Here is a 25,712-nt window from a genome sequence, read left to right on the forward strand (position 1 = left end):
CGTTATCTTTCCCGTTTTACAGCGGATTTAAGGAACACAACCGCATCCTTTTTACCGGGAACGGAACCACGTACCATAACGACGCCCAATTCGGGATCTATTTTTTCAATCCGCAAATTCTGTACCGTTACTCGTTCGGCACCCATGTGACCGGGCATTTTAACGTTTTTAAACGATCGCCCCGGGCTGGTGCACTGCCCTGTCGAACCGGGCTCACGGTGAAATTTTGAACCGTGAGAAGCACGTCCACCGCCGAAACCATAGCGCCTTACAACACCCTGAAAGCCCTTTCCTTTTGAAATCGCGGTAATATCAAGATACCGGACAGATTCCAAAACCTCAACGCCGATTTTTGCGCCAACGGTAACTTCTTTATCAAAACCTCTAAATTCTTTTAAAAGACGAACAGGCGCAACACCTTCTGCAAATTGATTTGCATACACCTTTGAAACACGTCCTTCTTTTAATTCACCCGTTCCTAACACAACCGCTTCATAACCGAAATGATCCGCATCTTTTACTGCGACCACCGTATTCGGTACTACTTGCAAAACGGTAACAGGTGTCAGCCGCCCCTCGTCATCAAACAACTGGGTCATGCCGATTTTCTTACCAATCAGACCAACCATAACTCATAACTCCTTGAGAAACTCCCGCTTCTCCGGTACGCACATCCTGATTAAATGCCGTCTACCGTTCTTTTATTGTTTAATTTCTACATCAACCCCTGCCGAAAGCTCCAATGCCATTAAAGCATTCATCACTTCTGCAGAAGGTTCAATAATATCGATCAATCGTTTGTGCGTCCGCATTTCAAACTGCTCACGCGACTTTTTATTTACGTGCGGAGAGCGAAGCACGGTAAATTTATTAATGCGCGTAGGAAGCGGAACAGGCCCCAACACCTTCGCCCCAACCTTCTGCACAGCTTGCACAATTGCTTTAGAACTTTGATCAACCAACTCAACATCAAATCCGCGAAGCTTAACGCGAATCTTTTCCTTAGCCATATTTCCTCCGTACAAAAACAAGCGGCCGAATAGCGCCTACCCGACCGCCCTGTTTTTTATTACGCTAAAATCTCCGTAACCTGTCCGGAGGCGATAGTCCGGCCGCCTTCACGAATAGCAAGCTTAAGCCCCTTATCCATAGCGATAGGATGGATCAGCTCACCGATAATCTTAGTATTATCACCCGGCTTAACCATATCAACTCCCTCAGGCAGCGTAACGGTTCCGGTAATATCGGTCGTTCTGAAATAGAACTGCGGACGATACCCTGAGAAGAACGGGCTATGACGACCGCCTTCATCCTTCGAAAGAACGTAAATCTGTGCTTCAAACTTGGTGTGAGGCTGAATTGAACCCGGCTTAGCCAACACCTGACCTCTTTCAACTTCTTTCTTATCAACACCACGAAGCAAGAGACCAACGTTATCACCAGCCATACCCTGATCAAGCAGCTTGTTGAACATTTCGATACCGGTAATAACTGTTTTCTTCGTCGGTTTAATACCGACAATTTCAACTTCGTCGTTAAGGTTGATAACACCACGCTCGATACGTCCGGTAACAACAGTACCACGTCCGGAAATCGTGAAGATATCTTCAATCGGCATCAAGAAAGGCTTTGCATCATCGCGGACAGGATCAGCGAAGTAATTATCCATGGTCTCCAGCAACTCATCGATACAAGCAGTATCTTCAACGGAAGCACCGTCAGCCAACGCCTTAAATGCGGAACCTTTGATAATCGGCGTATCGCGGGGGAAGCCGTAAGATTCGAGAGTTTCGCGAACTTCTTCCTCTACCAATTCGATAAGCTCAGGATCGTCAACAAGGTCAACCTTATTAAGGAAAACAATAATAGAAGGAACACCAACCTGACGAGCAAGTAGGATATGCTCTTTGGTCTGAGGCATAACCGAGTCCGGAGCCGAAACAACAAGAATTGCACCGTCCATCTGAGCGGCACCGGTGATCATGTTCTTAACATAGTCAGCGTGTCCGGGACAGTCAATGTGCGCATAGTGGCGCTTGTCGGACTGATACTCCAAGTGACGAGTATTAATAGTAATACCGCGAGCCTTTTCCTCCGGTGCATTATCAATCTCATCATATTTAAGAAGCTTATCACCATACTTCTTTGCACAATGAGTAGTGATCGCTGCCGAAAGAGTTGTCTTACCATGGTCAACGTGACCGATGGTACCAACATTCATGTGAACTTTTGTTCTCTCGAACTTTTCCTTTGCCATGTAAATCCTCCTAACAGACAATAGGCAACTAACAAAACCCCGCCCATCAAACAGCGAGACCATTTCCATATTGAAATGAAAAAAAATGTTACAAATCGGATACCAAATACAGAAAAGAATAGAATGAAGGACAATCAGACAGTAAACACCGTTACAAAAGACGTGTTGCACAAGCCTGTCATAGCAATTCGACAAGCCTTATTCGGATCCACCTGATCATCATCAGAATCCATTCCGATGACTGGTTTGGCATCCTGCAGAGTAATAGGGCACGCCCCTTAATGCTTTCAACAGCATTAACGCGGAAACCTGCCTTAAAAAGGCTTTACGGCACCGGAAAACTCTTAAAGAATACCGGACAAACAGTATTCAGCCGTTTATCCAATTGAACGGAACGACTATACTATTTTGAATAATAAATGTCAAGGACTTTTGAAAATACACGGCCTATCCATCTATATAAATTGTAAGAGGTATGGCAACGCGCTCTTTCATTTTTCCCCATCGGCTAGTATAATCAGTATATGAATAAGGGAGTTTTAATGAAGAATATGATTTTTACGATTTTATCTGCTGCTTGTATAGTCGGCGCCGCAGCCGATCCTGCGAAAAACTTTAGTGCGGACGATATTCCGCTTAAAAAGGTAACGCTGTACTCATCGGGCGTTGCGCACTATGTACATGAAGGGACGGTTTCCGGTTCGGGGAATATAGAACTTCTGTTCTCGCCCGCTCAAATTAACGATGTGCTAAAGTCTCTTGTCGTTACGGATCCGTGCGCAAAAAGTTTAGCAGTCAATTATCAGTCCGAGGACACGCTGAGAAAAACGCTGGAAAGTTTAAAAATAGACCTTTCCGCCGCTACAACACTCTACGATATTTTAAAAGCGCAAAAGGGCGCCGAAGTGGAACTGTTTACGCCTCATCAAATTATCGGAAAGATTTTAAGCGTCGATAAAAACAGCTCAAAAGAAACGGATACTTTCTTTATTTCGCTTGCAGCGAAAGACGGCATTCATATTATCGCCTTTTCGGACATTCAGTCTTTCACATTTACCGATAAAAAACGAAATGAAGATTTGAACACCGCTTTGGCGCTTATCCTCGACGCTTCGGCAAAGAACCGCAAAAAACTGGACATTAAAATCGATGCGCAAGGTGAACGGAAAATCGGTCTTTCTTATGTTATGGAAGCGCCGGTATGGAAAGCAAGTTATCGGCTCGACATGGGTACCGATAAAGCGGCGTTTCAGGCATGGGCGATTATCGACAATTCAACCGACCTCGACTGGAAGAATATTACGCTTACCCTCACAACGGGAAGGCCGGTCGGTTTTACGCAAAACCTCTATGCCCCCTACTATACGTATCGCCCCGAAGTGCCGCTTGCAATTGCACAAGCCGCCGAAGCAGAAACTTTTGATTCGGCTGATAGAGCGGTCGAATATGCCGCAGCTATGCCGCTTGCGGAAAAACGGTCGGCGATGATGAAAAAAGAGGCTTATGGATATGTCGCCGCAGAATATGATGAAGCGGAGTATGATGACTTACAGGAAAAAAACAATTCCGCCTATTTTGAAAATCAGACCGAAGCAGGTGATGCGGGAGAAATGTTTGCCTTTACGCCGTCAAAACCCGTTACGCTTGAGCGGCAGCAAAGTATGATGATTCCGCTCACTCTTGCCTCTCTTCCTGCGGAAAAGTATTCGGTATTTTCATCCATTCCATACAACGAGCGTGTTAATCCTAAGTTCTGCATCAGTATTGAAAACACATCAGGCTTAAAACTTCCTGCCGGCCCCATTACGGTTCTTGACGGGGGTGAATATGCAGGCGATGCTCTTTTGGAGTTTTTACCCGAAGCTGAAAAACGCCTGATCGCTTACGGAGACGATATTGAAGTAACCGGTTCAAAGCGAGCCGATTCCACAAGGACGATTGAAACCGTAAAGATGGCTGACGGAGTGATGACAACGTCGTACCGGCAAGTCCAAAGCACGATTTATTTGATACGAAATGCCAATAAAAAAGAGAGAACCGTTATTGTTGAACACGCAAAGAACGCAGGGTTTGAGCTGACATCAAAACAAGCTCTTGCGGAAACGACTGCAAACAAATATCGGTTTAAGTTTAAAGCTGCAGGCAATACCGGTACCGAGCTAAAAGTAGAAGAAGCTCGCACCTATCAATCAACTCAAAAAATATTCGATATGAATTCAAATACATTCATTTCCTACACGACCAATGCCGAAATTCCCGAAAAAGTACGGAAGGCATTTGCGTCTATTATAACGGAGAAAGAAAAGGTTTCCGCGGCGGAAAAAGCCCTAAAGACTTTGCAGGATCGTCAGACGGAAATCGGAAAGGAACAAGACCGTGTACGTAGGAATCTTGAGGCGGTCGGTTCTGAAAGTCAGCAGGGTAGAGCGTTCTTAACCAAGCTGCTCAAGCTCGAAACCGAACTGGACGAGTTGAAAACAGACATCACAACCGCAACGGAGCAGCTCACCAACGCACAGCAAGACTTTACCGCATTCGTAAAGAATATCAGGATCGAATAAAGGAGCATCGTAGTGAAAGAAATACCGCTTTCCGAGGCGGTCGGGCATGTGTTGTGCCACGACCTGACTCAGATTATCGTAGGGGTGTCGAAGGACGCTCGGTTTAGAAAGGGACATATTGTTACGGAGGAGGACATTCCGGTGCTTCGCTCGATGGGCAAGGAACACTTGTTCGTTTGGGAAAAGAGTGAAAACCTGCTGCATGAGGATGAAGGGGCTGAAGTTCTGGCAGCAGCGGCGATGGGGAAAAATCTGGAAAAAACCGCCCCCAAGGAAGGCAAGATTGAGTTGAAGGCAACGGTTGACGGTATGCTTAAAATCGATACCGACCGGCTCTTTGCAATCAACAAGCTCGGCAAGGTGATGATTGCAACGCAGCGCAATTATGTGCCGCTTAAAAAAGGACAGACGGCGGCGGGAATGCGGGTTATTCCGCTTCTTATCGAAAAAGAAAAAATGGCTGAGGTGGCTGCGATTGCCGATGCCGCCAATCCGCTGATGTCCGTCATCCCTTACAGCATCAAAACCTGTACCATTTTGGTAACGGGGCACGAAGTTCTGACAGGGGTTATTAAAGATACCTTTGCACCGGTCGTGCAGGCAAAGCTGGCAGAGTACGGCGTGGAAACGTTAAAAACCGTAAACACCGGAGACGACGTGGAAACTATTACGGCGGAGATACAAAAAGCCATACAAGCAGGTTCCCAGATGGTACTCTGCACAGGGGGCATGAGTGTCGACCCCGACGATAAAACCCCCGCCGCTATCCGCGCAAGCGGCGCGCGTATCGTCAGCTACGGTGCCCCCGTCCTTCCCGGCGCAATGATGCTGTTGGCATACGCGGGCGATGTTCCTATCGCGGGGCTGCCCGGCTGTGTGATGTATGCCAAGCGCACCGTCTTCGATCGGCTGTTGCCGCGTATCCTTGCCCGCGACCCCATTACCGTTGAAGATATTGCGCTCTTGGGAGAGGGCGGCTTATGCCCGTAACCGACAGCACCGTCCAAAACAGTAGCCCTACCCGGTATAGAGCGGCTATTATCTGCGCGTCCGACCGGTGCTTTCAGGGCTTGCGTAAAGATGTAAGCAGCCCTATAATAGCCGAAATACTCACCGGTCAAGGATATGAGATTACCGCTACGGTAATGCTCCCCGACGAGTACGAAGCGCTGCGGAAGGCGATGGTACGCATAGCCGATGAAGGCAGCGCCGACCTTATCGTTACAACAGGCGGCACCGGACTCGCTCCCCGCGATGTAACCCCTGAAGCGACCGCTGCGGTTATCGACCGCGCCGTCCCCGGTATCCCAGAAGCAATGCGTGTGGAAAGCATGAAAATAACACCGCACGGAATGCTTTCTCGCGGTATAGCAGGTATACGAAAACGCACACTGATTATCAACCTTCCCGGAAGTCCCAAGGCGGTAAAGGAAAATCTTTACTGCATTCTACCCGCTTTGGATCACGCACTTTTGATGCTTACCGGCGGCACGCAGGATTGCGCCCCAGCCGAAGTATAATAATCAAGGAAACTGTCCAACGCAAACATTTTCGGAAGTTTCCGCTAAGGAGTATCTTATGAAGAAAACCGTTGTAGCGCTGCTTATCGGCAGCATCATACTTGCCCCGCTCTGCGCGGGAGGCAGTAAAGATCAGACTAGTGCCGCCAAAAAGACGGAAATTATGCTGTCGGCAGCAGCCAGTTTGAAGGACTGTATTCAGGAGCTTTCGGCCATGTACACCGAAAAAAATCCGCAGGTAACCATTACCATGAATTTCGGTGCATCGGGAGCCTTGCAGCAGCAGATTGAACAGGGCGCTCCCGCAGATGTTTTCTTTTCCGCCGGTATTAAGCAGATGAATGCGCTCAAGGAAAAGGGGATGATGATAGATTCAAGTGTAAAGAACATCCTTGAAAATAAAGTTGTTCTGATTACCCCCAAAAACGCAGCCGCCCTTGATTTCTTTGAAGACCTCGCCAAAAGCTCCGTAAAGAAAATCGGCGTCGGCGAACCGAAATCCGTACCGGTCGGGCAGTATACCGAACAGATTTTTCAAAATCTCGGCCTTACCGATAAGGTTGCTTCCAAGCTTATCTTTGCAAAAGATGTCCGCGAAGTCCTTTCGTGGGTAGAAACAGGCAACGTCGATGCAGGCGTCGTATACGAAACCGATGCGAAGATCAGCAAGGATGTTACCATCTGTTCAACCGCGCCCGAAGGCAGCCATAAAAAAGTTATCTATCCGATCGGTGTTGTAAAGGCAAGCGCTCATGCGGCCGAAGCGCAGAAGTTTGTAGACTTCCTATTCTCCGACGCGGCAAAAGAAGTCTTTGCACGTTACGGATTCACCGTTATTTCCAAGTAACTTTCATTGTCTATATCAGTTCGGCTGAAACCGGACTGATACGCAAGGATTACCTGCACTATGTTTGACTACGCGCCGCTTTTTATCTCGCTGCGCGCAGCTGTCCTTTCCGGTATTTTCGTATTCATACTGGGAACGGCAGCGGCGCGGCTCTGTTTGAATATCCGCGGTAAATTACTCGTTCTTATCGATGTACTCTTTACCTTGCCGATGGTATTGCCGCCGACGGTACTGGGCTTTTTCCTACTCGTCATATTCGGACGGAACAGTCCGATCGGTATGCTGCTCGCAAAAGCAGGAATTTCGCTCATATTTACCTGGCAGGCAACGGTTATTGCCTCGATCGTGGTTTCGTTCCCGCTGATGTACAAGGGAGCAAAGGGCGCGTTGGAACAGGTAAATGAGGATCACGTGTGGGCGGCGCGCACCCTCGGCATGAGCGAGCTTTCTATCTTTATCCGCATTATGCTGCCTGAAGCATGGCCGGGCATTCTTGCAGGGCTTGCATTGAGCTTTGCCCGCTCGCTCGGCGAATTCGGTGCGACGCTGCTGGTTGCCGGAAATATCCCTAGACGTACTCAAACCATCCCGATGGCTATTTACTTTGCGACCGCCGGCGGCGATATGCACACGGCGTGGGTATGGGTCGGCGTCATAACCGCCGTTTCATGCGCGGCGCTTTTCATCATGAATATGTTTTCGAGGGAAAAACGGGTATGAAGCTTGAAGCATCGATTGTAAAAAAAATGAAAGGTTTTACCCTTGATGTGAGCCTTTCGGCCGCGCAGGGGGAAATTGTCGGCTTACTCGGAGAATCCGGCGGCGGCAAATCTATGACGCTGAAATCCATTGCCGGTATCTTCACACCCGATTCAGGCAGAATTGTCTTAAACGATCATGTCCTTTTCGATTCCGAGCGGAACATCAATGTACCGGTGCGGGATCGGAATGCCGGTTATATGTTTCAGTCGTATGCACTCTTTCCGTATATGACAGTGCGGGAAAACATTTGCTGCGGAATAAAAGACCGGAACCGTAAAAAAGAAATTGCCGACCAATTTCTGGAGCTTTTGCACATTACTCCCTTTGAAGGACGCTATCCGAAAGAGCTTTCGGGCGGACAGCAACAGCGGGTTGCCCTTGCGCGTCTCCTCGCCGCCTCCCCCGCACTGATTATGCTGGACGAACCGTTCTCCGCCCTCGATAATGAACTGAAAGATTCCCTCCACGAAGATTTAAAAGCAACGCTCGAACGCGCCGCTTGCCCCGTCCTCTTTGTTTCGCACAATAAAGATGAGGTTGAACGGTACTGCACCCGCTCGCTGTTCATCAAAAACGGCAGGATAATGACAGAGCAAACGCATCAGATCGTTTAGCACCAACGCATCCGGGTTGTTTATTTGAAAGGGTACTCTTGAGATTGTATCTATAACGTGTTACTCTATGCATACCTATGAAGAATGCTTTACTGGTTCCCGGCGTTTTTTTCTTAAGCCTTTTAAGCGCGGTTGTTATCTTTGCCTTTTTTGGAGGGATTGCCTTGCGCTATGAAATGGTCGTCCCGTTTGCATCAGAATCGGCGGGGCTCCTGCTTCTCTGTATGGCGCAAAAGGCGTGTTACGTACTTCCATTAGCGGTGATGTTAGCTATTATCGGGGTGTACACATTTTTAATGAGACACCCTGCAAAGCTGGGCGTAGCGCTCAGTTTATTCCTCATGTGTTTACTATTTACCGTAACGGTTATCATACCGGCCTGTTATGCGCAGTTTTCTGTCATCGAGAACGCAATAACAGCCTACAAAGCAACGGCACCTATCGACGAAGCATTAGCTGCTTTTACAAGCAAACCGTTCTTTCTGGCTTTATTACGGCGAGGATGCGACAGTCTTTTTGCTGATATCTATGCTGCCTATACGTTACATTTTGCAACATATCTCTTCTTCGTAAGTACACTTTTTTTCTGCGTCAGCTCATTTTGGTTTGTATGCACCATAACGCAATGGAATCTGTTCAACCTTCTTTTCTTGCTTCTCCTTTCCGGCGCCTTGTTGCTCGTATATCCGTATATGCAGCTGGAAGGATTTCGAGCGGCGCTTTTTAATCTCCATATAGCAAATTCGGAAAACGGCATATACGGAATTTCGCTTGTTTTGTGTATCGTTGCCGTAGTGTTCCATTCCATAGGCGGTTTAAAAATGCTGCTGATATCTTCAAAGACCCAAAAAGGAGCGCCGCATAAAAATGCCTGAGATGCTAAAAGGTTGGCTGTCCATTTTTATTCACTTTGTGATCGGACTCGGATGCTGCCTCATATATGTGTTTTTTTTCAAAAAAATCGATGTGCTACCGCAGTTTTTACTAAGCCGGAAATTAGCGGAAACAGGCATCTTATTTATACGGATTATGCCGAGCTTGCTGGTCTCCGCCATATTGATAGGATATGCTGTTATTTTCGGTACATGCGGCCAAAATACCGTTCCGAGATTTTCCGACATATTACTTCGTTACTTAAAAAAAGCATTTATTATGCTTTTCTCGTGCATTACCATTTATATCATACTGATAGAAATAATATCGCCGCTGCTGGTGGACTATCGGCGCTACAGTGAACTTAAAACACAGGATTATTACGATTTTATAAAAGAGACTGATATTTCATTACGCAACGGAGATGCCGAAAAAGCGTATGATAAGGCGAAGGCAGCGTTAGGAATCTGGAAAAACAATCCTGAAGCATTACAGCTTTTTGATAAGGCGAAGATATCGTACGAATCATACAATGCTGAGCGCAAGCAAAACAACAAAATCGAGCAATCTTCCGAAACTGTCGAGCCTGAAAACTTAACAGCGGAAGGGGCGCTATTCATCAGTAAGCGGTTTATGAACAAATATGATTTTTACACCGCACACTATTATGCCATGAGAGCATATCAGCTGAGTGCCGAAAATGCACCTTATCGCGAAGAAGCTTTACGGCTGGCAGCACAGGCATGGAATCAAATTGAAAAAGGAATCGCTGAGCTTACCGCCGAATTCGATATCCGCTTGTACCAAGCGAAAAAAGCCGGATACGAGATGATCCAGCAGGGGAACTACATCAAAGCATATTACCAATTTGTAAATGCACAGCGTATGCTTGAGCAAAACAATCCGCTCAAAAGAGACCCCGATATAGACCGTTTTATAGACATTACCCGAAAAAAAGTATTGGAAGAGGTTTTCTTTATTGATGAAACAGCCTCTCTGCCGCTCCTTGAAACAGTACGTAATATTCATTTTACCGCTCCGGCCTCGGGTACGAGAGCACCGGCACAGATAACAATAGAAGGTCTTTCTTATATCACCAACAACAATATTAAGGAAATATATGGAAGGAATTGTGAACTTACACAATACACCACCGACGGTAAGATTCTTTATCGGTCGCGGATTCCTTTCATCAAACTTATTCCGATTGAGAGTGCAGAAGGAGAGCCCATGCTCCGTATGCTGTTCCGTGCTGTGGATAAACAGCGCGATAAAGTAGTGCTAAAACCTATCGTTCTGGAAGGAGCAATGCCTATTGAGCGGCAGACATCTCTGCGGCTGCCGTTTTCATACAATGATTTTCAGCTGATTATAGCGGCCAACGAAGGTGAAAAATCCATGACACTCCCTCAGCTCTATGCATTTCGGCAACGGGGAGCGCAATACGGCTTCCCTGCACAAATATATGACAGGGAATTATTGGCAAGAATTATCGATGTGTTTCTTATTTTGATTATTTCGATTTATATGCTCGTACTGGCATGGCGTTTCAGAGTTCCGCCGCACAAAAAATTCAAACACACATGGGCGCTGGCGTTTCCGCTCTTTTTTGTACTGGCAACAGGATTTGTGGAGACGGCGCGCTATTGCGCCCGCCTCATCATTGCCCTACTTACCGACATATCCTATAGCTTGTCACCGCTGCTGTTATTGCTTGCATACATGCTCTGTTTTATCGGAATGTGTTTTTTCTTTATCGGTCAGCGCTCGGAAGTGTAAGAGAAAACCTCTAAAACCTCAAATTTTTTAGAGATACCCGAGGATACTTTCAATATCGAGTTCGCCCGCAAATGCCGGCACGGTAACAGACCAGTTTTCCAACACTTGCGGGTGCAGCTCGCCGAAAATACCGATCTGTTTTCCATCGGCAAGAACCCCCGCTTGCCGCCCTTCTATAAAGCGCGGGTCATGCGTTTCGCATACGTTGTAGTCCATTTGCAGATAGTACAGTAGACCGGCGACAAGGCTGGCGGCTTCGTTAAAGTTAGCGTCTTGGTTTACGGTCAGAAAGCCGAGGCTTTGGCGGGTGCGCGTGCCGGTATTTTCTTCGGGAACAAGGTAGGCAATCTTTCCCGTTTCAAAGATACGGTGTGGATAGACCGCATTACCCGAAACCGTTTCTGCTGATAAGAGCGACGGAATGATAGACGGGCGGACAAACTGATAGTTTTCCGACATGGGGTTTGCAATTTCGATTACCGCCGCTCCGTCTATATTCATGCGGTCGATGTAATCTTTCTTTGAGCCGAGATAGTTAAAAATCATCTCTTGATAGCAGAAGCCGACCATCAAACTTTTAATCTTTCTGCTAAGCTGGGTAACCGGAGAGAGCCGCCCGATGGTAAATTCCCGCGGCGTTTCCGGTTCAAAGAACTCAACTGTTTTACCCATCATCACGTCTTCGATAATATCAACTTCGTGTAAAAAGTCGTTCCGGTATGCAGGCGGCATCAGCGACAGACAATCCCCCTCGACGGTAACGGTGTTGTCCATACGCTCTAACGCTTCCACAATGTCCTGTGCCGGAAGCTCCGTTCCGAGGAGCTTATTGACGGCATGAACCGTCGTCTTTGTCGGCTCTTGGAAGTAAAGCGGCGTAGTAATCGTCTTACCGAAGCCCGTGTCATACGGATATTCTACGCTGACCGGTAAAATCGTGTATCCCGCATCGGAAAAATCGCAGGCAACAATGTTGGTTGCAAGCAGCAGAGAGGGCATATCGGTACCGGTCAGCTCAACCAACAGGTCGGCATCCCCCGGCTGTACCGCGCCGATCTCCGCACTGTTGATAATCGGCGCCATTGAAAGCACACCGCCCTTTGAATCCGATAAGAGCGGTACCTTCTTCATATCTTTGAGTATCCAGCCGTATTCCTTGCCTTTCGGGTGTTCGGTGATAATGCGCTCACACGTCATTTCGGTGTCGAATCCGAGCGGTCTAAACGAGGTTGTGTGTGGGTCAACAGCGCGGTAGTGTACCGGCCAGTTAATCAGCTCGCTGCGGTACACCCCCATCGACACGGAACGGCGCTTCCGACCGAAGTTCCAGCACAGTTTTTCCTGTGTTTGGATAATATCTTTCAGCATAGCATCGTCGATGGGCTTACCCGAAATGACAAACGCCGTCATAAAGGGGCGGATATGCTGTAATTCGGGGTCTACGGTTACTGTCCGTTTTCCGGAATCCTTCCGCTCACTCAATGTCGATAAAAATGCTTGATACCGAGCTTTGTTTGAAGCTCCTCCCGTGTGCATACGCAAAAGGCGTGCGAGCCCCGCTGTTGACCACAGGTCGGGGCGGTTGGTATCGTTTAATTCAATTTTTATAATGCGTTCATCTTGAGGCGCCGCTGCGGACGGTGCTTCGTCAAGTTCCGCTTTTGCAGAGCTTAACAAATGTTCAAATTCAGGGGAATAATCGTATTTTTTTCCTAACAAGTTGAAAAAAAGCTGTTCATTTACATCGATCTTTGGCATAGTCTATCCTTTTTTAATATGACTGAGCTGAGGCAAATGTTAAAACATTCGTTTACAATGCCTTTCATACAATTCACATATAATATTGAAAGAGTATATGCAATATGCCCCTGTTTGGCAAGAATGATGCAGGGTGGTTACAGGGTAAACGCATCAGGCATTTTTGGGGATATTCCCGTAGAATAATATGGGCTGTTCAACCAGAGTTTCGCCGCTACACGGCTCAAATGGTCGCCCAACCCATATTATTCTACGATTCTTATCTACTCAGCCTGATGCGTTTACCCGTCTGCTGGAAAAATATGCGAAATTTTATTTCTTTAAAATGCAACAGTTGAACAAAATATGAATTTTGGAAACTGTTGCATTCGTGCGCGAAAAGCGCACACAGCAATACGCAAGTTTTCGAAAGAAAACTTGACGGTTAAGGTGAGCGGCGTCATTGTAGACGCTCACCTTATACCTATGAAATTTCGCACAGAAGGAAGGCAACCTTTGAAAATATTTTATAATGCGGTTGCCCTGAGGGTGGTTAATGTACCGGACATAAATTCTATTCAAAGAAATAGAGAAACTGGCTGATCCTTTTAAAGATGCAGCATCATGTTGATTTCATCCCGATAACTACCGTCTTTTAACTTGTAGGCATGGGGCAGCCGTCCCCATTCGGTAAAGCCGAAGCGCTCATAGAGCTTTTGTGCCCGCAAATTGTCGGAATAAACGCCCAGTTCAACTTGCTCAATTCCATCTTTTTTTGCAAAGGATAGTATCTCCCGTAAAAGCAGACTACCGATACCGATGTTCCAATACTTCTTTCTTACGGAAATCCCCAAGCGCCCGCGGTGCTTTGTTTTAAGATGTTCGGCAATAGGAGCAATGCCGCAGTTACCGGCAATCTCCCCGTCTATCAAAGCGAGCAGCAGCAATTTATTCGGCTGATCTTCCCAGTTTTTTAGGATTGTTATTTCTTCCTCTTCGGTAAGTGTAATCTCTTCCGGATACCGCAACATAAAATAGGTTTCTTCATTGATTATCTGCAAAAATTCAACCATTACAGCTGCGTCCGATACAGTTGCACTCCGCAGTATACATACGCGGTTATTTTTTAGAAGATATTCTTTTTCAGCATACATCATACGCAATCCTTTTGCATAAAACGTTGTCCTAAATTTTCAAAACCGGTAAACAGACGATTTCAAATCCTTCAATAACAATGATATCTTCCATTTTCATTGAGTAACCATGGTTCTTTTGCGGCAACTGCGGTTCTTTCTTTTAAAAAGCCCACATTTTTATCTGCAATGATGATAATATCGAGTAATAATAATAGTATCAAGCGGATTGTCTCGGTTTGATGAGAAGTAAAAATTAATGGGTAATTTGTAATTAAGAATTAAGAATTCATAATTATGAATTACCCATTAAAAAAGACAGGAGGTTTATATGACAAAATTGAGAACCGACAAAAAGGCACACACCTTTAGAGGAGCCGCGGCGCTCATCACAGCTGCATTTTTAGTACTGCTTTTTACCGGCTGCCCCAATGCAAACGGAAATAAGCCGACAACGCCCAAGTACAAGGTAACCTTTAGTGTAGACGGGGGGGGGGGGGGTACCCTTACCGCAAAGATAGGTGAAACGGAAATAAAGAGCGGTAACGAAGTAGAAGCGAACAAAACCGTAACCTTTACTGCAACGCCTGACACGGGTTACAAGGTAAAGGGCTGGACGCTTGACGGCAATGCCGTGAACGGCACCAACAATTCTTATCAGCTTAAAATTGAGAAAGCGGTAACCGTAAAGGTGAGCTTTGAAGCGCTTCCGCCCGGAACGTTCGCCGTAAACTTCGGTGTAGACGGCAGTAACGGCACGCTTAATGCAACGGTAGACGGAAAAGAGATTACAAACGGCAGCGGGGTTCAAAAAGATAAGACGGTTATCTTTACCGCAACACCTAACGACGGCTACGAAGTCGATAAGTGGAACATAACCGGCGATGCATTTGAAACAGGAACAGGCACAAACGGCAGCCTGACGGCAAAGATAAACATCACCAAAGAAACGACAGTAAAGGTGAGCTTTAAGCTAAAGAAATACCTCGTAACCTTTAGCATAGACGGCACCGGCGGCACACTGAAAGCGGAAGTTGACGGTACCGTAATCAACACGAACGATAAGGTCGAACACGGCAAGCAGGTAACATTCACCGCTAAAGCCAGCGACGGCTACAGGGTGAAAAGCTGGATGCTCGACGGCAAGCCCATCACCGAAGCAGGCACAAACACAGAGTACAAGCTCACCGTAACCAAGCCTGCAACAGTCAGCGTGAGCTTTGTACTTACATACGCCGCTGCCTTTAGCGTAGAAGGCTCAGGCGGCACGCTCAAGGCAAAGGCGGAAGGCGAAGCCGAAACCGAGACAAGCCCTATAAACGTGGAGAAGGATAAAACCGTAACATTCACCGCAACGCCTAACACTGATTATATGGTCGATACGTGGACGGTAACGCCGAGCGCTGCACTACAAGAAGGCGGCACGGAAGGAAGCACAACGGCAAAAGTCAAAATCACAGAGGCAACGACGGTAAAAGTGAGCTTTACCAAATACAAGAAAGTAGGATATGGCACAAACGGCGATGACTTAAAGAACTGCCTAACAACCGCAAGCCCTGCATCAGACGGCATCTATTACATCGAAGTAACCGGTCTTAAGGCGGAACACTTAAAAGGAACATATCCCAACCCGGGCCCGCTCGGACAAATCCTAAAGGACCACCCGACTAAAAAGGTTGCACTTAAACTGCCCAAAACTGTAGAAGGTCTTACGGATATGAGCAGCTGCTTTCAACAATGCACAAATCTTGTGCAAGTGCGTAACATACCGGACGGCGTTACGAATATGAACAATTGCTTTACGGAGTGCTCAAGCCTTACAGAGGCCCCTGCAATACCGCCAAGCGTTCAGGATATTACCCAGTGCTTTAATCGCTGCTCAAGTCTTGTAAAAGCACCGGCAATACCGCAAGGTGTTACGAATATGCAAAACTGCTTTTACGACTGCACCAACCTTAAAGAGGTACCTGCAATACCGGACACGGTTACGAATATGCGCCAGTGCTTTATGAACTGCGGCAGTCTTACAAAGGTACCTGCAATACCGGCAAACGTTACGGATATGCTAAGCTGCTTTGAGGGTTGCACCAGCCTTACAGAAGCGCCGGTACTACCGGCAAACGTTACGAATATTGCCCGCTGCTTTGCGAACTGCACCAGCCTTGTAGAAGCCCCCGAAATTCCTGCAACCGTTACAGGTATTATCGCCTGCTTTCAAAACTGCGGCAGTCTTACAAAAGCACCTTCGGCAATACCGGACACGGTTACGAATATGAACGAGTGCTTTCAGAACTGCGGCAGTCTTACAAAGGCACCTGCACTACCGGCAAACGTTACGAATATGCAGGGGAGCTTTCAGTCCTGCGGCAGCCTTATAGAAGCACCCGAAATTCCTGCAACTGCTCAGTTTATAAGCTACTGCTTTGAAGGCTGCGGTAAAATTAAGTCTGTTGTACTAAAATGTAATTACAGAGACGGTTCATTCTCCGATTTATTCCGAAACTGTGCTTCGCTCGAAGACGGCGGCATAAAAGTACCGGCGGGGCAGCTGCAAAACTACAAGGACCATGCCAATAAAATGAAAACAACGGAAAAAAAGTTCGGCGTACGCGTTGCCTACGCAGAGCTTAGTGCTTTCCTTGCAGGCACCAACTCTTCCGCCGCAGACGTAAACTACATCGAAGTAACCGGTCTTACCAAAGAGGACTTAGAAGAGCGCAACTACGATTCGTGCAAGCTCGGTGACAAACTGAAAGCCCATCCGACTAAAAAAGTCGCACTTGAGTTACCAAAGGAAGTAGAAGGTCTTAACGATATATCCTTTCGTGCCTGCACAAGCCTTGTGAGCGTGCGTAATATTCCTAAAAGCGTTACAAGGATGAAAAACTGCTTTAGCAACTGTACAAGCTTACAGTACGTTTCCGAGGTTCCTTCAGGCATTACGAATATGATACAATGCTTCTCAGGCTGTACAGCTCTAACGAAGGCTCCAACCATCCCTTCAGGCATTACGAATATGCAGGAATGCTTCTCCGGCTGTACAACTCTTACATCGGTTACGCTTAAGTGCAATTATGATCCCGTCAATGTTTCTTTAGAGAACACATTCCAAAACTGCACAGCCCTCGGCGAAAAGAGCATAAAAGTACCGCAAGCGTATTACGGCAACTACACTACAGCTGACGCACTTAATAAAATGAATGTTCCCGGCGCCGACGAAGCCGAACAAAGAAAAAAGTTTGAAGGAGTTTAATTCAATGGATAATGGATAATTTGTAATTAAGAATTCATAATTATGAATTACACATTACACATTAAAACGGCCGCTTTCACGTTGGAGGAAACTTCGGCATGGGGGCGGTTTTTTTGTAATTTTTCTCCATTTCCTTAGCCATTTTTACACCTATGACGTATATAGACAATATGGAGATGTAAACAATGAACGATACACAGACACTGACCCTCAGAAACGATTATCTTTTTAAGCTATTACTCGGATCGGAAGAAAATAAAGCTTGTTTGCAAGACTTCCTTGAATGCGTACTGGATATTCCTGCCGGTATGATTGAAGGTCTTGAATTGCTGGATAAGGAACTTGCCAAAGATGTGGTAACTGATAAAACCGGTATCTTGGACGTGAAGATTCGCTTAAACAATGGGACGACTATTGACATTGAAATCCAAAATTCGTGGTCTCTTGAGTTTATTCCTAGAACCCTATTTTATTGGGCAAAAATGTATAGCGAAGACTTTAAAGAAGGCGAACCATATACGAGTCTTACCAAGTGTATTACGATCAATCTGGTTTCGCAAGGATTCAAGTTAAATAATCAGATACACTCTGCTTATCGTATCTTAGAGCAGCAAAGTTATCAGCAGTTGACTGAGTTATTAGAAATCCATTTTTTAAATCTTTCGTTGGCAAGTCAATTCGTAATACAGAAAGGCTCTACCGAGAAACAGCAAAAACTGATAAACTGGTTACAGTTTATAAACACAGATGATAAGGAGGTAAGAACTATGCTAGCGATGACATCACCCATCTTGCAGATGCTGAATGAGAAAATAGACGTTCTCAGTTTAAGCCCCGAAGAACGAAAACTCTATGAATCACGGATGAAATTAAAAAGTGATATTGCAACTATTTCAGAGGTTCAATTTAATGCAGGGCGGCAAGAAGGTAAACTTGAAACAGCGCGGATTTTAAAGCAGCTTGGTGATTCCGTACAAAAAATAATGCAGGCAACCGGTCTTTCCCAAGCCGAGGTCGAAGCGCTGAACTAATGGATAATTACCAATTATACATTACCACTTACACATTAAAACTACCAATTACCAATTAAATCAACCGCTTTCACGTTGGAGAAAACAATGCAAGAGCTTGAATAAACTGCCCCCAACGGCTGAGGGTATCGGTAAAATTGAAGCAGAGGTGTTACCACTTATATTGTAGCAGTAAAATACGCAATGCTTCGCGGTTGGTAACACCGAATAGCTTGCACGCGGCCGCCATGTCTTTTTTGACAACAGAAACACTGACGTTATAGCGTTCCGCAAGAACTTCGTATGTTTTCCCCTCCTTTATTGAACCGATGATAAAGGCCTGCTGCCGCTCTGAAAGGTTATAACGTGAAAGTTTTAAAGAAGAACCCTTAGGCGGCAGTTCAATTTTTGCGGCAACAACCTCTGTCGGCAGGAGCAGATAGGATAACTTTTCTGAAAGTCTGTCATACACACAGGCAAAAAGGGCAAAATAGAAAAAACTCACTGCAATTTCAAATAAAAAGAGCTTTAAACCGAAAGACAGATACAACCCGCACACAATAATTATCCAATATATTCCAAGAATAATCAGTTTTCTCTTTCTGTTTAGGATAAAATCTCCATTAATAAAACAGAAAATAATACCTGTTATAAACAGCAGCGTACCGATGCCGATAAAACCGATGTGCGTGGTCATTCCTCCTTCAAGAAAAAAAAGAATATATGAAAGTTTTTTATAATGAGGATAAATGAACAATATAAGACAAAGCATCAAACAAAAACCGTTGACGGCAATCTCAAACCACTTTACCCGGGGAATAAACGAAACAAAAGGAATAACGGTTGTAATATTCATTATTAAAGCAACGCATAATGCAATGATTCCAAACCCGTACATAATGCGGTATGGATTAAAAAACTCCTTCATAGTAGGCGCTAGTATACCAGAGCATTTTTTTACCGTCTACCTAACACACTTTTCAAAACCGGCAACCAGACAGTTTCAAAGATACGATGAAAAGTCAAAAATTTCACACTATACAAGTTTCTCTTCTCTTTGCAACATCACAAAGGCGATGATAATAAAGAATTCGCATAGCAAAATCGATTTTTCCGCGTAGTGTTGGATGGTAACAAATCCAACCGAAACGCCGATACCGAAGCTTGCAATGATGAGGAGATACTTAAAAAAAGAGTGCAAATATTTGATGTCTTTTACAGCACGATACTTTGCAAGATTTATCATACTGCTTTTTAAGTTGCCGGTGATCATCGTGGTAGCGATCGGATTGCCGTCAACCTTATCAAAATTGGCAACTTGCAGCGCTGCAATAAAAGAAATAACGGAATTGATAATGTCATGCGGAAAATACGTGCCGATTAATCCGATTGCGGCAATAACCAATACTTCAAATACCAATACCGTAACCATTCGGGTGTAGTTTTTAACGTAATGCTTGCTTTTGAGAAATTCTGAAATAAAAATACCGAACGCAAACGTAACAATGGGTATGATATATTTAAGAAACTTATGGAGTTCCCCATTTGCAGCAGAGATAAACAGCAACACAAGATTACCGGTTTGCGCATTTGCAAACACCTTACCTTTTAATAGATAAGAGTAAGCGTCCAAAAAGCCTCCCAATAACGAGAGGCATACGCCGATTACGATATTGTCATGCAGTTTTTCTTCTTGTATTTGTACCGTATCCAACGTACTCTGGATCATCTCAACAGGCTTATTCCTTTATTGTAGACAAATCGGTAAAACTAAAACTTTTTGCATACCACTCGCCTTGCCATTCTTCTTTTTTAATCTTTTCATATACAGGATTAATTGTATAACGCAATTCATATTCTAAAATTTCGCCGGTTACCATATCTTCATAATAACAAACTTCTATATATATTTTTGAATTTTCAAAAACAAAATTTGAATATCCTTGATGGTGAAGCGCGTTTGGTTGTATATTTGTAAAAATATCCAAAATTTTTGCATTTACGGAATGATATTCCACCAGATTTCCTTGGAATCTGACCTTTTTTCCGTTATAGTCTATCTCCTGCCCTGTAGCAAATCGAGCAGTAACATTATGTGCAGAATATATCTTTGAGACCTTTCCAATTGCATTTATATAATCGTAATTAATCTTGTCTTCTTGTTTCTCCGGAATAATGGGAGATTCAGAGGTATTCTCATCCAAGAGATTTTCGTCTTCCGGATTTCCAAGCGGTTCTCCGAAATCGACGGCAATATTGTTATCAATATCTTTTGTAAATCCGGAATTAAAGGTAACGGATTTTGCATACCAAAACGATTCATTATATGTATCCAGAAAATTTCCAAAAAACACTCGTATTTCAAAACATAGAATTTTATTGCTTTTTACGTCCGTATATGATGAAAACTCGACGTATTTTTTTGTCGAATCATAGATAATATTTTCATAGCATTGATGCATCAGGGCATTATTATTTTTGAGATTTTCTACATAGTCAAGGATCTCCTGCTTTATGCTGGTGTATTCGACAAGATGTCCTTCAAATTTTACCGTATGCCCATAAAAATTTTTAATTACTTGCCCTGTCACAAATCTTCCTGTAGGAGATGCGGAATAGACTTTATTAACAGTACCAAGATAGTCCATCCCATCCTTACTTGTTACTGCGATAGACGGAGAGGTCTGCTGATCTTTCAATTTTCTTGTTAAATTTCCAAAACCATTAGAACAAGATACAAGCGAAATTACAAGTATGCAGCATATAGCTGTTGAGTTCACAAATTTCATAAAAACTCCTTTCTTTATTGGGAACATCTCGATTTTACTTTTGATCATATATTATTATGATAGGGCTAAACTTATCACCTGTCAACAGTTGTAGAAGCAGAGAAACCTTTCTGTAAGCCTTTTGAAATAGGCGAGGTAGATCCGAGGCGCGAGAAAAAATTAACCGCAGGCGTATCTTTGATACGTTGAGGATTAATTTTTTCGAAGCAACGAAGGAGATACCCGTATATTTCAACAGGAATTTCCTTTTGTATTGACTAAGATACGCCGATATTATAAAAGTAAGGTTTTAACAGAAGGAGCAGTGTAATGGCAGCTAAAATAGGTATAAAACTCGCGGATGGGACGTTTTTTCCCATTATGGACGACGATGCATCCGCCTCTGAAACGCTTGAATTAACTACGGTACGCGATAATCAACGAAGTGTGCAAATTAATTTATTCAAAAAAGAGGATGACGCTTCTGACCCTTTGTATATCGGTTCACTGATTGTTGAAGATATTCATGAAAAGGCCGCCGGAGAACCGACAATAGAATTACAATTGGTGCTTGACGAAGATAAGAATCTTTCTGCCGAGGCTGTTGATAAAGATTCCGGTTCGCATCAAACGCTGCGAGTGTCATTAGAAACATTTGCAGATCAAGCATTTGATGATGTCGATTTTGATTTAAGTGCGGAAACGGCTGATGCCGATATCGATCTTTCTACAGCTAACATAAATACTGATGACAATTCCGAACCCCATGATGAGTTTTCCGCCGCAGCTTTTTATACTGATGAAGACGGCGAAAAAGAACATGAACCGAAACGCGGAATGCCGGTTTGGCTTTTAATTTTACTTATTCTACTCGGTATTGCCGCATTGGTACTCGGTATTCTGTTGCTGACAAAAAAGAATCTTGCCGAAGATGACCACCCGATGGTCGTACAGCCTGAGGCAACGACAGTCATACCGTCGAAAAAACCGCCGATGCAAGAATCTGCCGCGCCCGCGCCTTCGCTACCTGCAGATAAATCGGTAACCGAACCGCCTGCTCCTCAACCGACAGGACCCGCTCCAATAGAACAACCGGTGCCGTCGCAGCCTGTTCAACAGGATGCCATGGCTCCTCAAGAACCTGCAAAACAAGAACCGCCCGTTCAGCAAACAGAGCCTGCGGCTTCCGTGTTGGCGCAGAAAACAATCCGCTATAAGCTCCGTTGGGGCGATACGCTCTGGGATTTATCCGAAACGTATTACCGCAATCCATGGCTGTATACAAAGATTGCAAAGCATAACAAACTCAAAAATCCTGATTTAATCATTTCGGGAACCTATATTGAAATTCCTCCGCAGTAAGATAGTATTCGGCAAGCAAGGGCGTTTCCCGCACTCTTGCTTGCCCCTTTTTCCGTTCCGGCTTTCCCTCTTTTCTCTATTCCTCTTTGTAACTTCCGTCGCGGCCTGTGCAGCCGATAAAGGCGCTGTTTTATTAAAAGATTTAAAAGCAGGAAACTACGCCTTTTTTCTAAAGGCTGATAACGCAGCTTACCGCAGCATCAAAATGATGGGACGAGGCAGCGCCTACTATGTCGGATTACACCTTAAACGAGCAGGATACGAACAAGCAGCCCGTTTCTACTTTGCGCTTGGGGAAAAGCACTATGAGGCGCCGCTGAACCGCCTCTGTCGCGAAGCATTATACGAAACAGGCTCCGCTGCCGAACGCTTAGAATCCGTACAAAAGCGTTTGCGGGAACTTGCCGGAACACCTGCTGCATTCGGGCAAGAAGATACGGCACGAGCTGAAAAAGAGCAGTTAGCGTTATTGGAAATTCGGCTCCTTTTGCAGACAGGCGCTTACGGCAGCATTACACAATCGCCGGAAACACTGTACCTTACTGCCCCGCTGACGGTGGAGCTTGTCGATGCCTTTCCTCAACTCGGTAAGGCGCTGCCGCCGTTTTTATATAAGCTCGCCGAAGCCCGTATAGCGGTTTTTGCAAAACGCTATACGGGAGCATGGAACTCCGTACAAGAAGCGTTCGGCATAGCGCATACGTTTGCAGGCATCTCCTCTCCCGCACTGCTTTCCGATATCGGTAAGGCGGGCGTTTACGGCGCCGAAAACAGCGCCGATGCCGCTGCATTTTTTGAAGATTTTGCAGCGCAGGTACGGAGCGCCGCCGCCGATGGGCAGCTGTCCGGTACGGATGAGCAGCGGTGCCTGTTTTACGCTTCCTTTTATGAAGCCCGTTGCCGCACGAAAATCGGCGGCGCTGCGCAACGTGAACAAGCCGTAAAACTTTTCTTACAGGCAGCTGAACTGGCCGATTCCGCTTCCGACTTTGATTCTGCAACGTGGTACTATTTGGATGCCATGCGAATGCTCGGCTTATCCCGTTACCTCAAAGCGCTGGCGGATACGGCAGCCCGCTGGAAAAACCCTGCATGGTACGCCGATTTGGTACAATCGTTACGGGCGCAGCTAACTGCGGCAAAGGACTGGAAAAACTTAGAAACGCTCCATACCGTATTGGCAAAAACAAAGTTGCCGGAGCAGCGGGCTGCCGTTGCTTACACGCTTGCCTGCGCCGGACAGCTCCCGCCGGACAGAACGGCACGGTTACTGCAAGAAGCAGCCGGTGAATCGCACGATGCGCTGTATTACCGTATTTTGGGAACGTACCGGCTTGGCGGCGCTCAGCTGTTGGAAGAGACGTTCCGCTTCCGTAGTGAACTCCTGTCCGGTGGGCGTACACAATCCAATACCTCGCAGGTACAATCCGGTGCCCAAGCGCAAGCCGATGAAGCAAACACTCAGTCCGACACGGGCAAAGCGCAAACAAGCACATTTTCTCCCCAAGAGGCGCGGACGTATATCGACGGCTTGCTTCATTTCGGTTTATACGATATGGTCTATCCCCGCATTGTTGCCGTGTATCCGTCGATTTCCGCTGAAGAGGCACTACAAATCGCCCGCACGTTGGCTAGTGAAGGCCGCTATGCCGATTCGATACGGGTGATCCGCTTCTCGTTAAAAAATCAGGAAGATGCGGCAACAAAGGAGCAGCTTGAGCTGTTGTATCCCCGTCCGTGGGGTGAACTTGTCTCGAAATACGCCGCAGAATATGGGCTGCCGGAATATCTGTTATATGCGTTAATAAGAAGCGAAAGCTTTTTTCAGCATCAGGTTGTATCAGGGGCAGGCGCGGTCGGTCTTACACAGCTGATGCCCGCTACGGCTGCGGATATCGCAAAGAAGTTAAAGGTTGCAGATTACAGCCTTACCGATCCCGAAATAAATATCAGATTCGGCGCCTATTATCTTGCGGAAATGATCCGCCGATCCGATAACCGTATTATGCCTGCCTGCTTTGCATACAATGCAGGAATATCGCGCGTTCGCGGATGGCAAAAAAAAGCGCAAGGCCTGCCGGAAGATCTCTTTTTGGAAAGTTTGGAATACGCCGAAACACGGGATTACGGGCGAAAACTACTGTCCGCCGCAACGGTGTACGGGACGCTCTATTATTCCGAAAAACCGGAGGATATTGTGCGGCTCTTTTTTAAGGAACTGTTATGACGATTATACAAGCAATTTTTCTCGGCGCCGTCCAAGGCGTTGCCGAATTTCTTCCCATTTCAAGCTCCGGTCATCTCGCCGTAGCCGAGTACTTTTTGGGACATACTGATGTTCCCATCATTTTCGATATTCTGCTGCATATCGCGACCCTCGGCGCAGTTTGTATCGTATTTTACAAACAGATATGGCGGCTTTTAACCGTACTCGGCCGGTTTATTATCAGGAAAAATACGATAGAAGACAGTGCAGACCTTAAACTAATCGGTGCACTGCTCATTTCTACTGTTGTTACCGGCGTTATCGGTATCGTTCTGAAAGATATTGTGCAGGCAAAAAACATGCTGTTTATCGCAGTCTGTTTTATTATTACCGGCATTGTGCTTTTGCTTTCGGCAAAACTGCACCCGAAAAAAAACGTTTCCGTGCCGTCCGTGATGCAAGCGGTGATTATCGGGGCGGCGCAGGGTATCGGCGTACTGCCGGGTATTTCCCGCTCCGGTTCCACCATCGCCGCGGCGCTCTTAACCGGCGTAGACCGCGAAAAAGCCGGCGAGTATTCGTTTCTTCTTTCTATTCCGGCTATTCTCGCCGCGTTTATCTTTGAGCTGAAATCAGCCGATACCATAAGTGCTTCAATCGGCATCGCAGCGCTGATTGCGGGGATGCTGACCTCTTTTATCGTAGGCTTTTTTTCATTGACCTTTTTACTCAAATTGATAAAAGGGGGAAAGCTCGGCTTATTCGCCTACTATTTGATTCCTGCGGGGATTATATTATTCGGTGCAGTCGGAATCTTTCAATTATAGAACAGCGGGTAAACGCATCAGACTGTTTGGTGTATATAACCCCGCAGAATAATGAGGCTGTTCCTCCAGAGTTTCACCGCTTCGCGGTTCAAATGGAGTCCCAGCCTCATTATTCTGCGATTTGTAGCTATTCTGCCTGATGCGTTTGCCCGCTTACCGAAAAAAAATGTGCAAAATTTTGAATAAAATTTCGCACAGAAGGG

General features: G+C 45.7%; 21 protein-coding genes. 13 read left to right on the forward strand and 8 right to left on the reverse strand.

What is annotated here, in order from left to right:
• Window positions 1–2: 2 nt before the first annotated feature.
• The 3 genes from rplC to tuf all read right to left on the reverse strand — a co-directional run bounded on the left by rplC (window position 3) and on the right by tuf (window position 2,257).
• Window positions 3–629: a 50S ribosomal protein L3 gene (gene rplC / locus HGH47_RS03950; protein WP_016522597.1), complete on the reverse strand. Its 627-nt coding sequence runs from the start codon at window positions 627–629 to the stop codon at window positions 3–5.
• A gap of 72 nt (window positions 630–701) precedes the next feature.
• Complete coding sequence (gene rpsJ / locus HGH47_RS03955; protein ID WP_044014196.1) at window positions 702–1,010, reverse strand: 30S ribosomal protein S10; 309 nt, start codon at window positions 1,008–1,010, stop codon at window positions 702–704.
• Between the two features lie 59 nt (window positions 1,011–1,069).
• Entirely contained in the window at window positions 1,070–2,257 is a 1,188-nt protein-coding gene (gene tuf, locus HGH47_RS03960) for an elongation factor Tu (protein WP_206182927.1), read from the reverse strand.
• 542 nt (window positions 2,258–2,799) lie between these two features.
• On the opposite strand from tuf, the gene HGH47_RS03965 reads away from it, so the two are divergent.
• The 8 genes from HGH47_RS03965 (at window position 2,800) to HGH47_RS04000 (ending at window position 11,213) form a co-directional block, all read left to right on the forward strand.
• Window positions 2,800–4,818, forward strand: coding sequence for a DUF4139 domain-containing protein (locus tag HGH47_RS03965; RefSeq protein ID WP_212565613.1), 2,019 nt, complete (start codon window positions 2,800–2,802; stop codon window positions 4,816–4,818).
• A gap of 12 nt (window positions 4,819–4,830) precedes the next feature.
• Window positions 4,831–5,808, forward strand: a complete 978-nt coding sequence (locus tag HGH47_RS03970) for a molybdopterin-binding protein (protein ID WP_212565614.1) — start codon at window positions 4,831–4,833, stop codon at window positions 5,806–5,808.
• The gene (locus HGH47_RS03975) at window positions 5,799–6,338 is read left to right on the forward strand and encodes a MogA/MoaB family molybdenum cofactor biosynthesis protein (protein ID WP_212565615.1); all 540 of its coding nucleotides are present in this window, start codon (window positions 5,799–5,801) and stop codon (window positions 6,336–6,338) included. Before HGH47_RS03970 ends, HGH47_RS03975 begins: the two co-directional genes overlap by 10 nt.
• A gap of 58 nt (window positions 6,339–6,396) precedes the next feature.
• Entirely contained in the window at window positions 6,397–7,185 is a 789-nt protein-coding gene (gene modA / locus HGH47_RS03980) for a molybdate ABC transporter substrate-binding protein (RefSeq protein ID WP_212565616.1), read from the forward strand.
• Between the two features lie 60 nt (window positions 7,186–7,245).
• Window positions 7,246–7,905, forward strand: coding sequence for a molybdate ABC transporter permease subunit (modB, locus tag HGH47_RS03985; RefSeq protein WP_212565617.1), 660 nt, complete (start codon window positions 7,246–7,248; stop codon window positions 7,903–7,905).
• Window positions 7,902–8,561 carry a sulfate/molybdate ABC transporter ATP-binding protein gene (locus HGH47_RS03990; RefSeq protein ID WP_212565618.1) on the forward strand — a complete coding sequence of 220 codons (660 nt, stop codon included), beginning with the start codon at window positions 7,902–7,904 and terminating at the stop codon, window positions 8,559–8,561. The genes modB and HGH47_RS03990 overlap by 4 nt, the downstream gene beginning before the upstream one ends.
• A gap of 77 nt (window positions 8,562–8,638) precedes the next feature.
• Complete coding sequence (locus tag HGH47_RS03995; RefSeq protein WP_212565619.1) at window positions 8,639–9,436, forward strand: hypothetical protein; 798 nt, start codon at window positions 8,639–8,641, stop codon at window positions 9,434–9,436.
• Window positions 9,429–11,213, forward strand: coding sequence for a hypothetical protein (locus HGH47_RS04000; RefSeq protein ID WP_432910503.1), 1,785 nt, complete (start codon window positions 9,429–9,431; stop codon window positions 11,211–11,213). Before HGH47_RS03995 ends, HGH47_RS04000 begins: the two co-directional genes overlap by 8 nt.
• A 27-nt stretch (window positions 11,214–11,240) precedes the next feature.
• Here HGH47_RS04000 and pheT read toward each other — a convergent pair whose 3' ends face one another.
• Both pheT and HGH47_RS04010 read right to left on the reverse strand, forming a co-directional pair.
• Window positions 11,241–12,971, reverse strand: a complete 1,731-nt coding sequence (pheT, locus tag HGH47_RS04005; protein WP_432910505.1) for a phenylalanine--tRNA ligase subunit beta — start codon at window positions 12,969–12,971, stop codon at window positions 11,241–11,243.
• A gap of 587 nt (window positions 12,972–13,558) precedes the next feature.
• The gene (locus HGH47_RS04010; protein ID WP_432910508.1) at window positions 13,559–14,107 is read right to left on the reverse strand and encodes an N-acetyltransferase family protein; all 549 of its coding nucleotides are present in this window, start codon (window positions 14,105–14,107) and stop codon (window positions 13,559–13,561) included.
• Between the two features lie 307 nt (window positions 14,108–14,414).
• Between HGH47_RS04010 and HGH47_RS04015 the strand changes: the two genes are divergently transcribed.
• Both HGH47_RS04015 and HGH47_RS04020 read left to right on the forward strand, forming a co-directional pair.
• Window positions 14,415–17,336, forward strand: coding sequence for a leucine-rich repeat protein (locus HGH47_RS04015; RefSeq protein ID WP_432910510.1), 2,922 nt, complete (start codon window positions 14,415–14,417; stop codon window positions 17,334–17,336).
• A gap of 185 nt (window positions 17,337–17,521) precedes the next feature.
• Entirely contained in the window at window positions 17,522–18,367 is an 846-nt protein-coding gene (locus HGH47_RS04020) for an Rpn family recombination-promoting nuclease/putative transposase (protein ID WP_432910513.1), read from the forward strand.
• A gap of 151 nt (window positions 18,368–18,518) precedes the next feature.
• Here the strand turns inward: HGH47_RS04020 and HGH47_RS04025 are convergent, their stop codons facing one another.
• The 3 genes from HGH47_RS04025 to HGH47_RS04035 form a co-directional block, all read right to left on the reverse strand.
• On the reverse strand, window positions 18,519–19,202 hold the full coding sequence (locus tag HGH47_RS04025; protein ID WP_230974493.1) for a helix-turn-helix transcriptional regulator: 684 nt from the start codon (window positions 19,200–19,202) through the stop codon (window positions 18,519–18,521).
• A 180-nt stretch (window positions 19,203–19,382) separates the two neighbouring features.
• Window positions 19,383–20,075 carry a YoaK family protein gene (locus HGH47_RS04030; protein ID WP_212565627.1) on the reverse strand — a complete coding sequence of 231 codons (693 nt, stop codon included), beginning with the start codon at window positions 20,073–20,075 and terminating at the stop codon, window positions 19,383–19,385.
• A 10-nt stretch (window positions 20,076–20,085) separates the two neighbouring features.
• A complete protein-coding gene (locus HGH47_RS04035; RefSeq protein ID WP_212565628.1) occupies window positions 20,086–21,135 on the reverse strand; it encodes a hypothetical protein in 1,050 nt (349 codons plus the stop codon).
• Between the two features lie 309 nt (window positions 21,136–21,444).
• Between HGH47_RS04035 and HGH47_RS04040 the strand changes: the two genes are divergently transcribed.
• Genes HGH47_RS04040 through HGH47_RS04050 form a run of 3 tightly spaced genes read left to right on the forward strand, consistent with a single transcriptional unit; the run spans window position 21,445 to window position 25,509 of the window.
• Window positions 21,445–22,476 (forward strand): Hsp70 family protein, encoded by a 1,032-nt coding sequence (locus HGH47_RS04040; protein WP_212565629.1) that lies wholly within the window; start codon window positions 21,445–21,447, stop codon window positions 22,474–22,476.
• Entirely contained in the window at window positions 22,457–24,703 is a 2,247-nt protein-coding gene (locus HGH47_RS04045) for a flagellar assembly lytic transglycosylase (RefSeq protein WP_212565630.1), read from the forward strand. Before HGH47_RS04040 ends, HGH47_RS04045 begins: the two co-directional genes overlap by 20 nt.
• A complete protein-coding gene (locus tag HGH47_RS04050; protein ID WP_212565631.1) occupies window positions 24,700–25,509 on the forward strand; it encodes an undecaprenyl-diphosphate phosphatase in 810 nt (269 codons plus the stop codon). The genes HGH47_RS04045 and HGH47_RS04050 overlap by 4 nt, the downstream gene beginning before the upstream one ends.
• Window positions 25,510–25,712: the final 203 nt, after the last annotated feature.

The organism is Treponema sp. OMZ 805 (assembly GCF_050937395.1).
Lineage (GTDB): Bacteria > Spirochaetota > Spirochaetia > Treponematales > Treponemataceae > Treponema.

What these genes read in the sequence shown, in the direction of transcription:
- rplC (WP_016522597.1), bottom strand. Translation starts at nt 629, where the DNA reads ATGGTTGGTCTGATTGGTAAGAAAATCGGCATGACCCAGTTGTTTGAT.
- rpsJ (WP_044014196.1), bottom strand. Translation starts at nt 1,010, where the DNA reads ATGGCTAAGGAAAAGATTCGCGTTAAGCTTCGCGGATTTGATGTTGAG.
- tuf (WP_206182927.1), bottom strand. Translation starts at nt 2,257, where the DNA reads ATGGCAAAGGAAAAGTTCGAGAGAACAAAAGTTCACATGAATGTTGGT.
- HGH47_RS03965 (WP_212565613.1), top strand. Translation starts at nt 2,800, where the DNA reads ATGAAGAATATGATTTTTACGATTTTATCTGCTGCTTGTATAGTCGGC.
- HGH47_RS03975 (WP_212565615.1), top strand. Translation starts at nt 5,799, where the DNA reads ATGCCCGTAACCGACAGCACCGTCCAAAACAGTAGCCCTACCCGGTAT.
- modA (WP_212565616.1), top strand. Translation starts at nt 6,397, where the DNA reads ATGAAGAAAACCGTTGTAGCGCTGCTTATCGGCAGCATCATACTTGCC.
- modB (WP_212565617.1), top strand. Translation starts at nt 7,246, where the DNA reads ATGTTTGACTACGCGCCGCTTTTTATCTCGCTGCGCGCAGCTGTCCTT.
- HGH47_RS03990 (WP_212565618.1), top strand. Translation starts at nt 7,902, where the DNA reads ATGAAGCTTGAAGCATCGATTGTAAAAAAAATGAAAGGTTTTACCCTT.
- HGH47_RS03995 (WP_212565619.1), top strand. Translation starts at nt 8,639, where the DNA reads ATGAAGAATGCTTTACTGGTTCCCGGCGTTTTTTTCTTAAGCCTTTTA.
- HGH47_RS04000 (WP_432910503.1), top strand. Translation starts at nt 9,429, where the DNA reads ATGCCTGAGATGCTAAAAGGTTGGCTGTCCATTTTTATTCACTTTGTG.
- pheT (WP_432910505.1), bottom strand. Translation starts at nt 12,971, where the DNA reads ATGCCAAAGATCGATGTAAATGAACAGCTTTTTTTCAACTTGTTAGGA.
- HGH47_RS04010 (WP_432910508.1), bottom strand. Translation starts at nt 14,107, where the DNA reads ATGATGTATGCTGAAAAAGAATATCTTCTAAAAAATAACCGCGTATGT.
- HGH47_RS04015 (WP_432910510.1), top strand. Translation starts at nt 14,415, where the DNA reads ATGACAAAATTGAGAACCGACAAAAAGGCACACACCTTTAGAGGAGCC.
- HGH47_RS04020 (WP_432910513.1), top strand. Translation starts at nt 17,522, where the DNA reads ATGAACGATACACAGACACTGACCCTCAGAAACGATTATCTTTTTAAG.
- HGH47_RS04025 (WP_230974493.1), bottom strand. Translation starts at nt 19,202, where the DNA reads ATGAATATTACAACCGTTATTCCTTTTGTTTCGTTTATTCCCCGGGTA.
- HGH47_RS04030 (WP_212565627.1), bottom strand. Translation starts at nt 20,075, where the DNA reads ATGATCCAGAGTACGTTGGATACGGTACAAATACAAGAAGAAAAACTG.
- HGH47_RS04035 (WP_212565628.1), bottom strand. Translation starts at nt 21,135, where the DNA reads ATGAAATTTGTGAACTCAACAGCTATATGCTGCATACTTGTAATTTCG.
- HGH47_RS04040 (WP_212565629.1), top strand. Translation starts at nt 21,445, where the DNA reads ATGGCAGCTAAAATAGGTATAAAACTCGCGGATGGGACGTTTTTTCCC.
- HGH47_RS04050 (WP_212565631.1), top strand. Translation starts at nt 24,700, where the DNA reads ATGACGATTATACAAGCAATTTTTCTCGGCGCCGTCCAAGGCGTTGCC.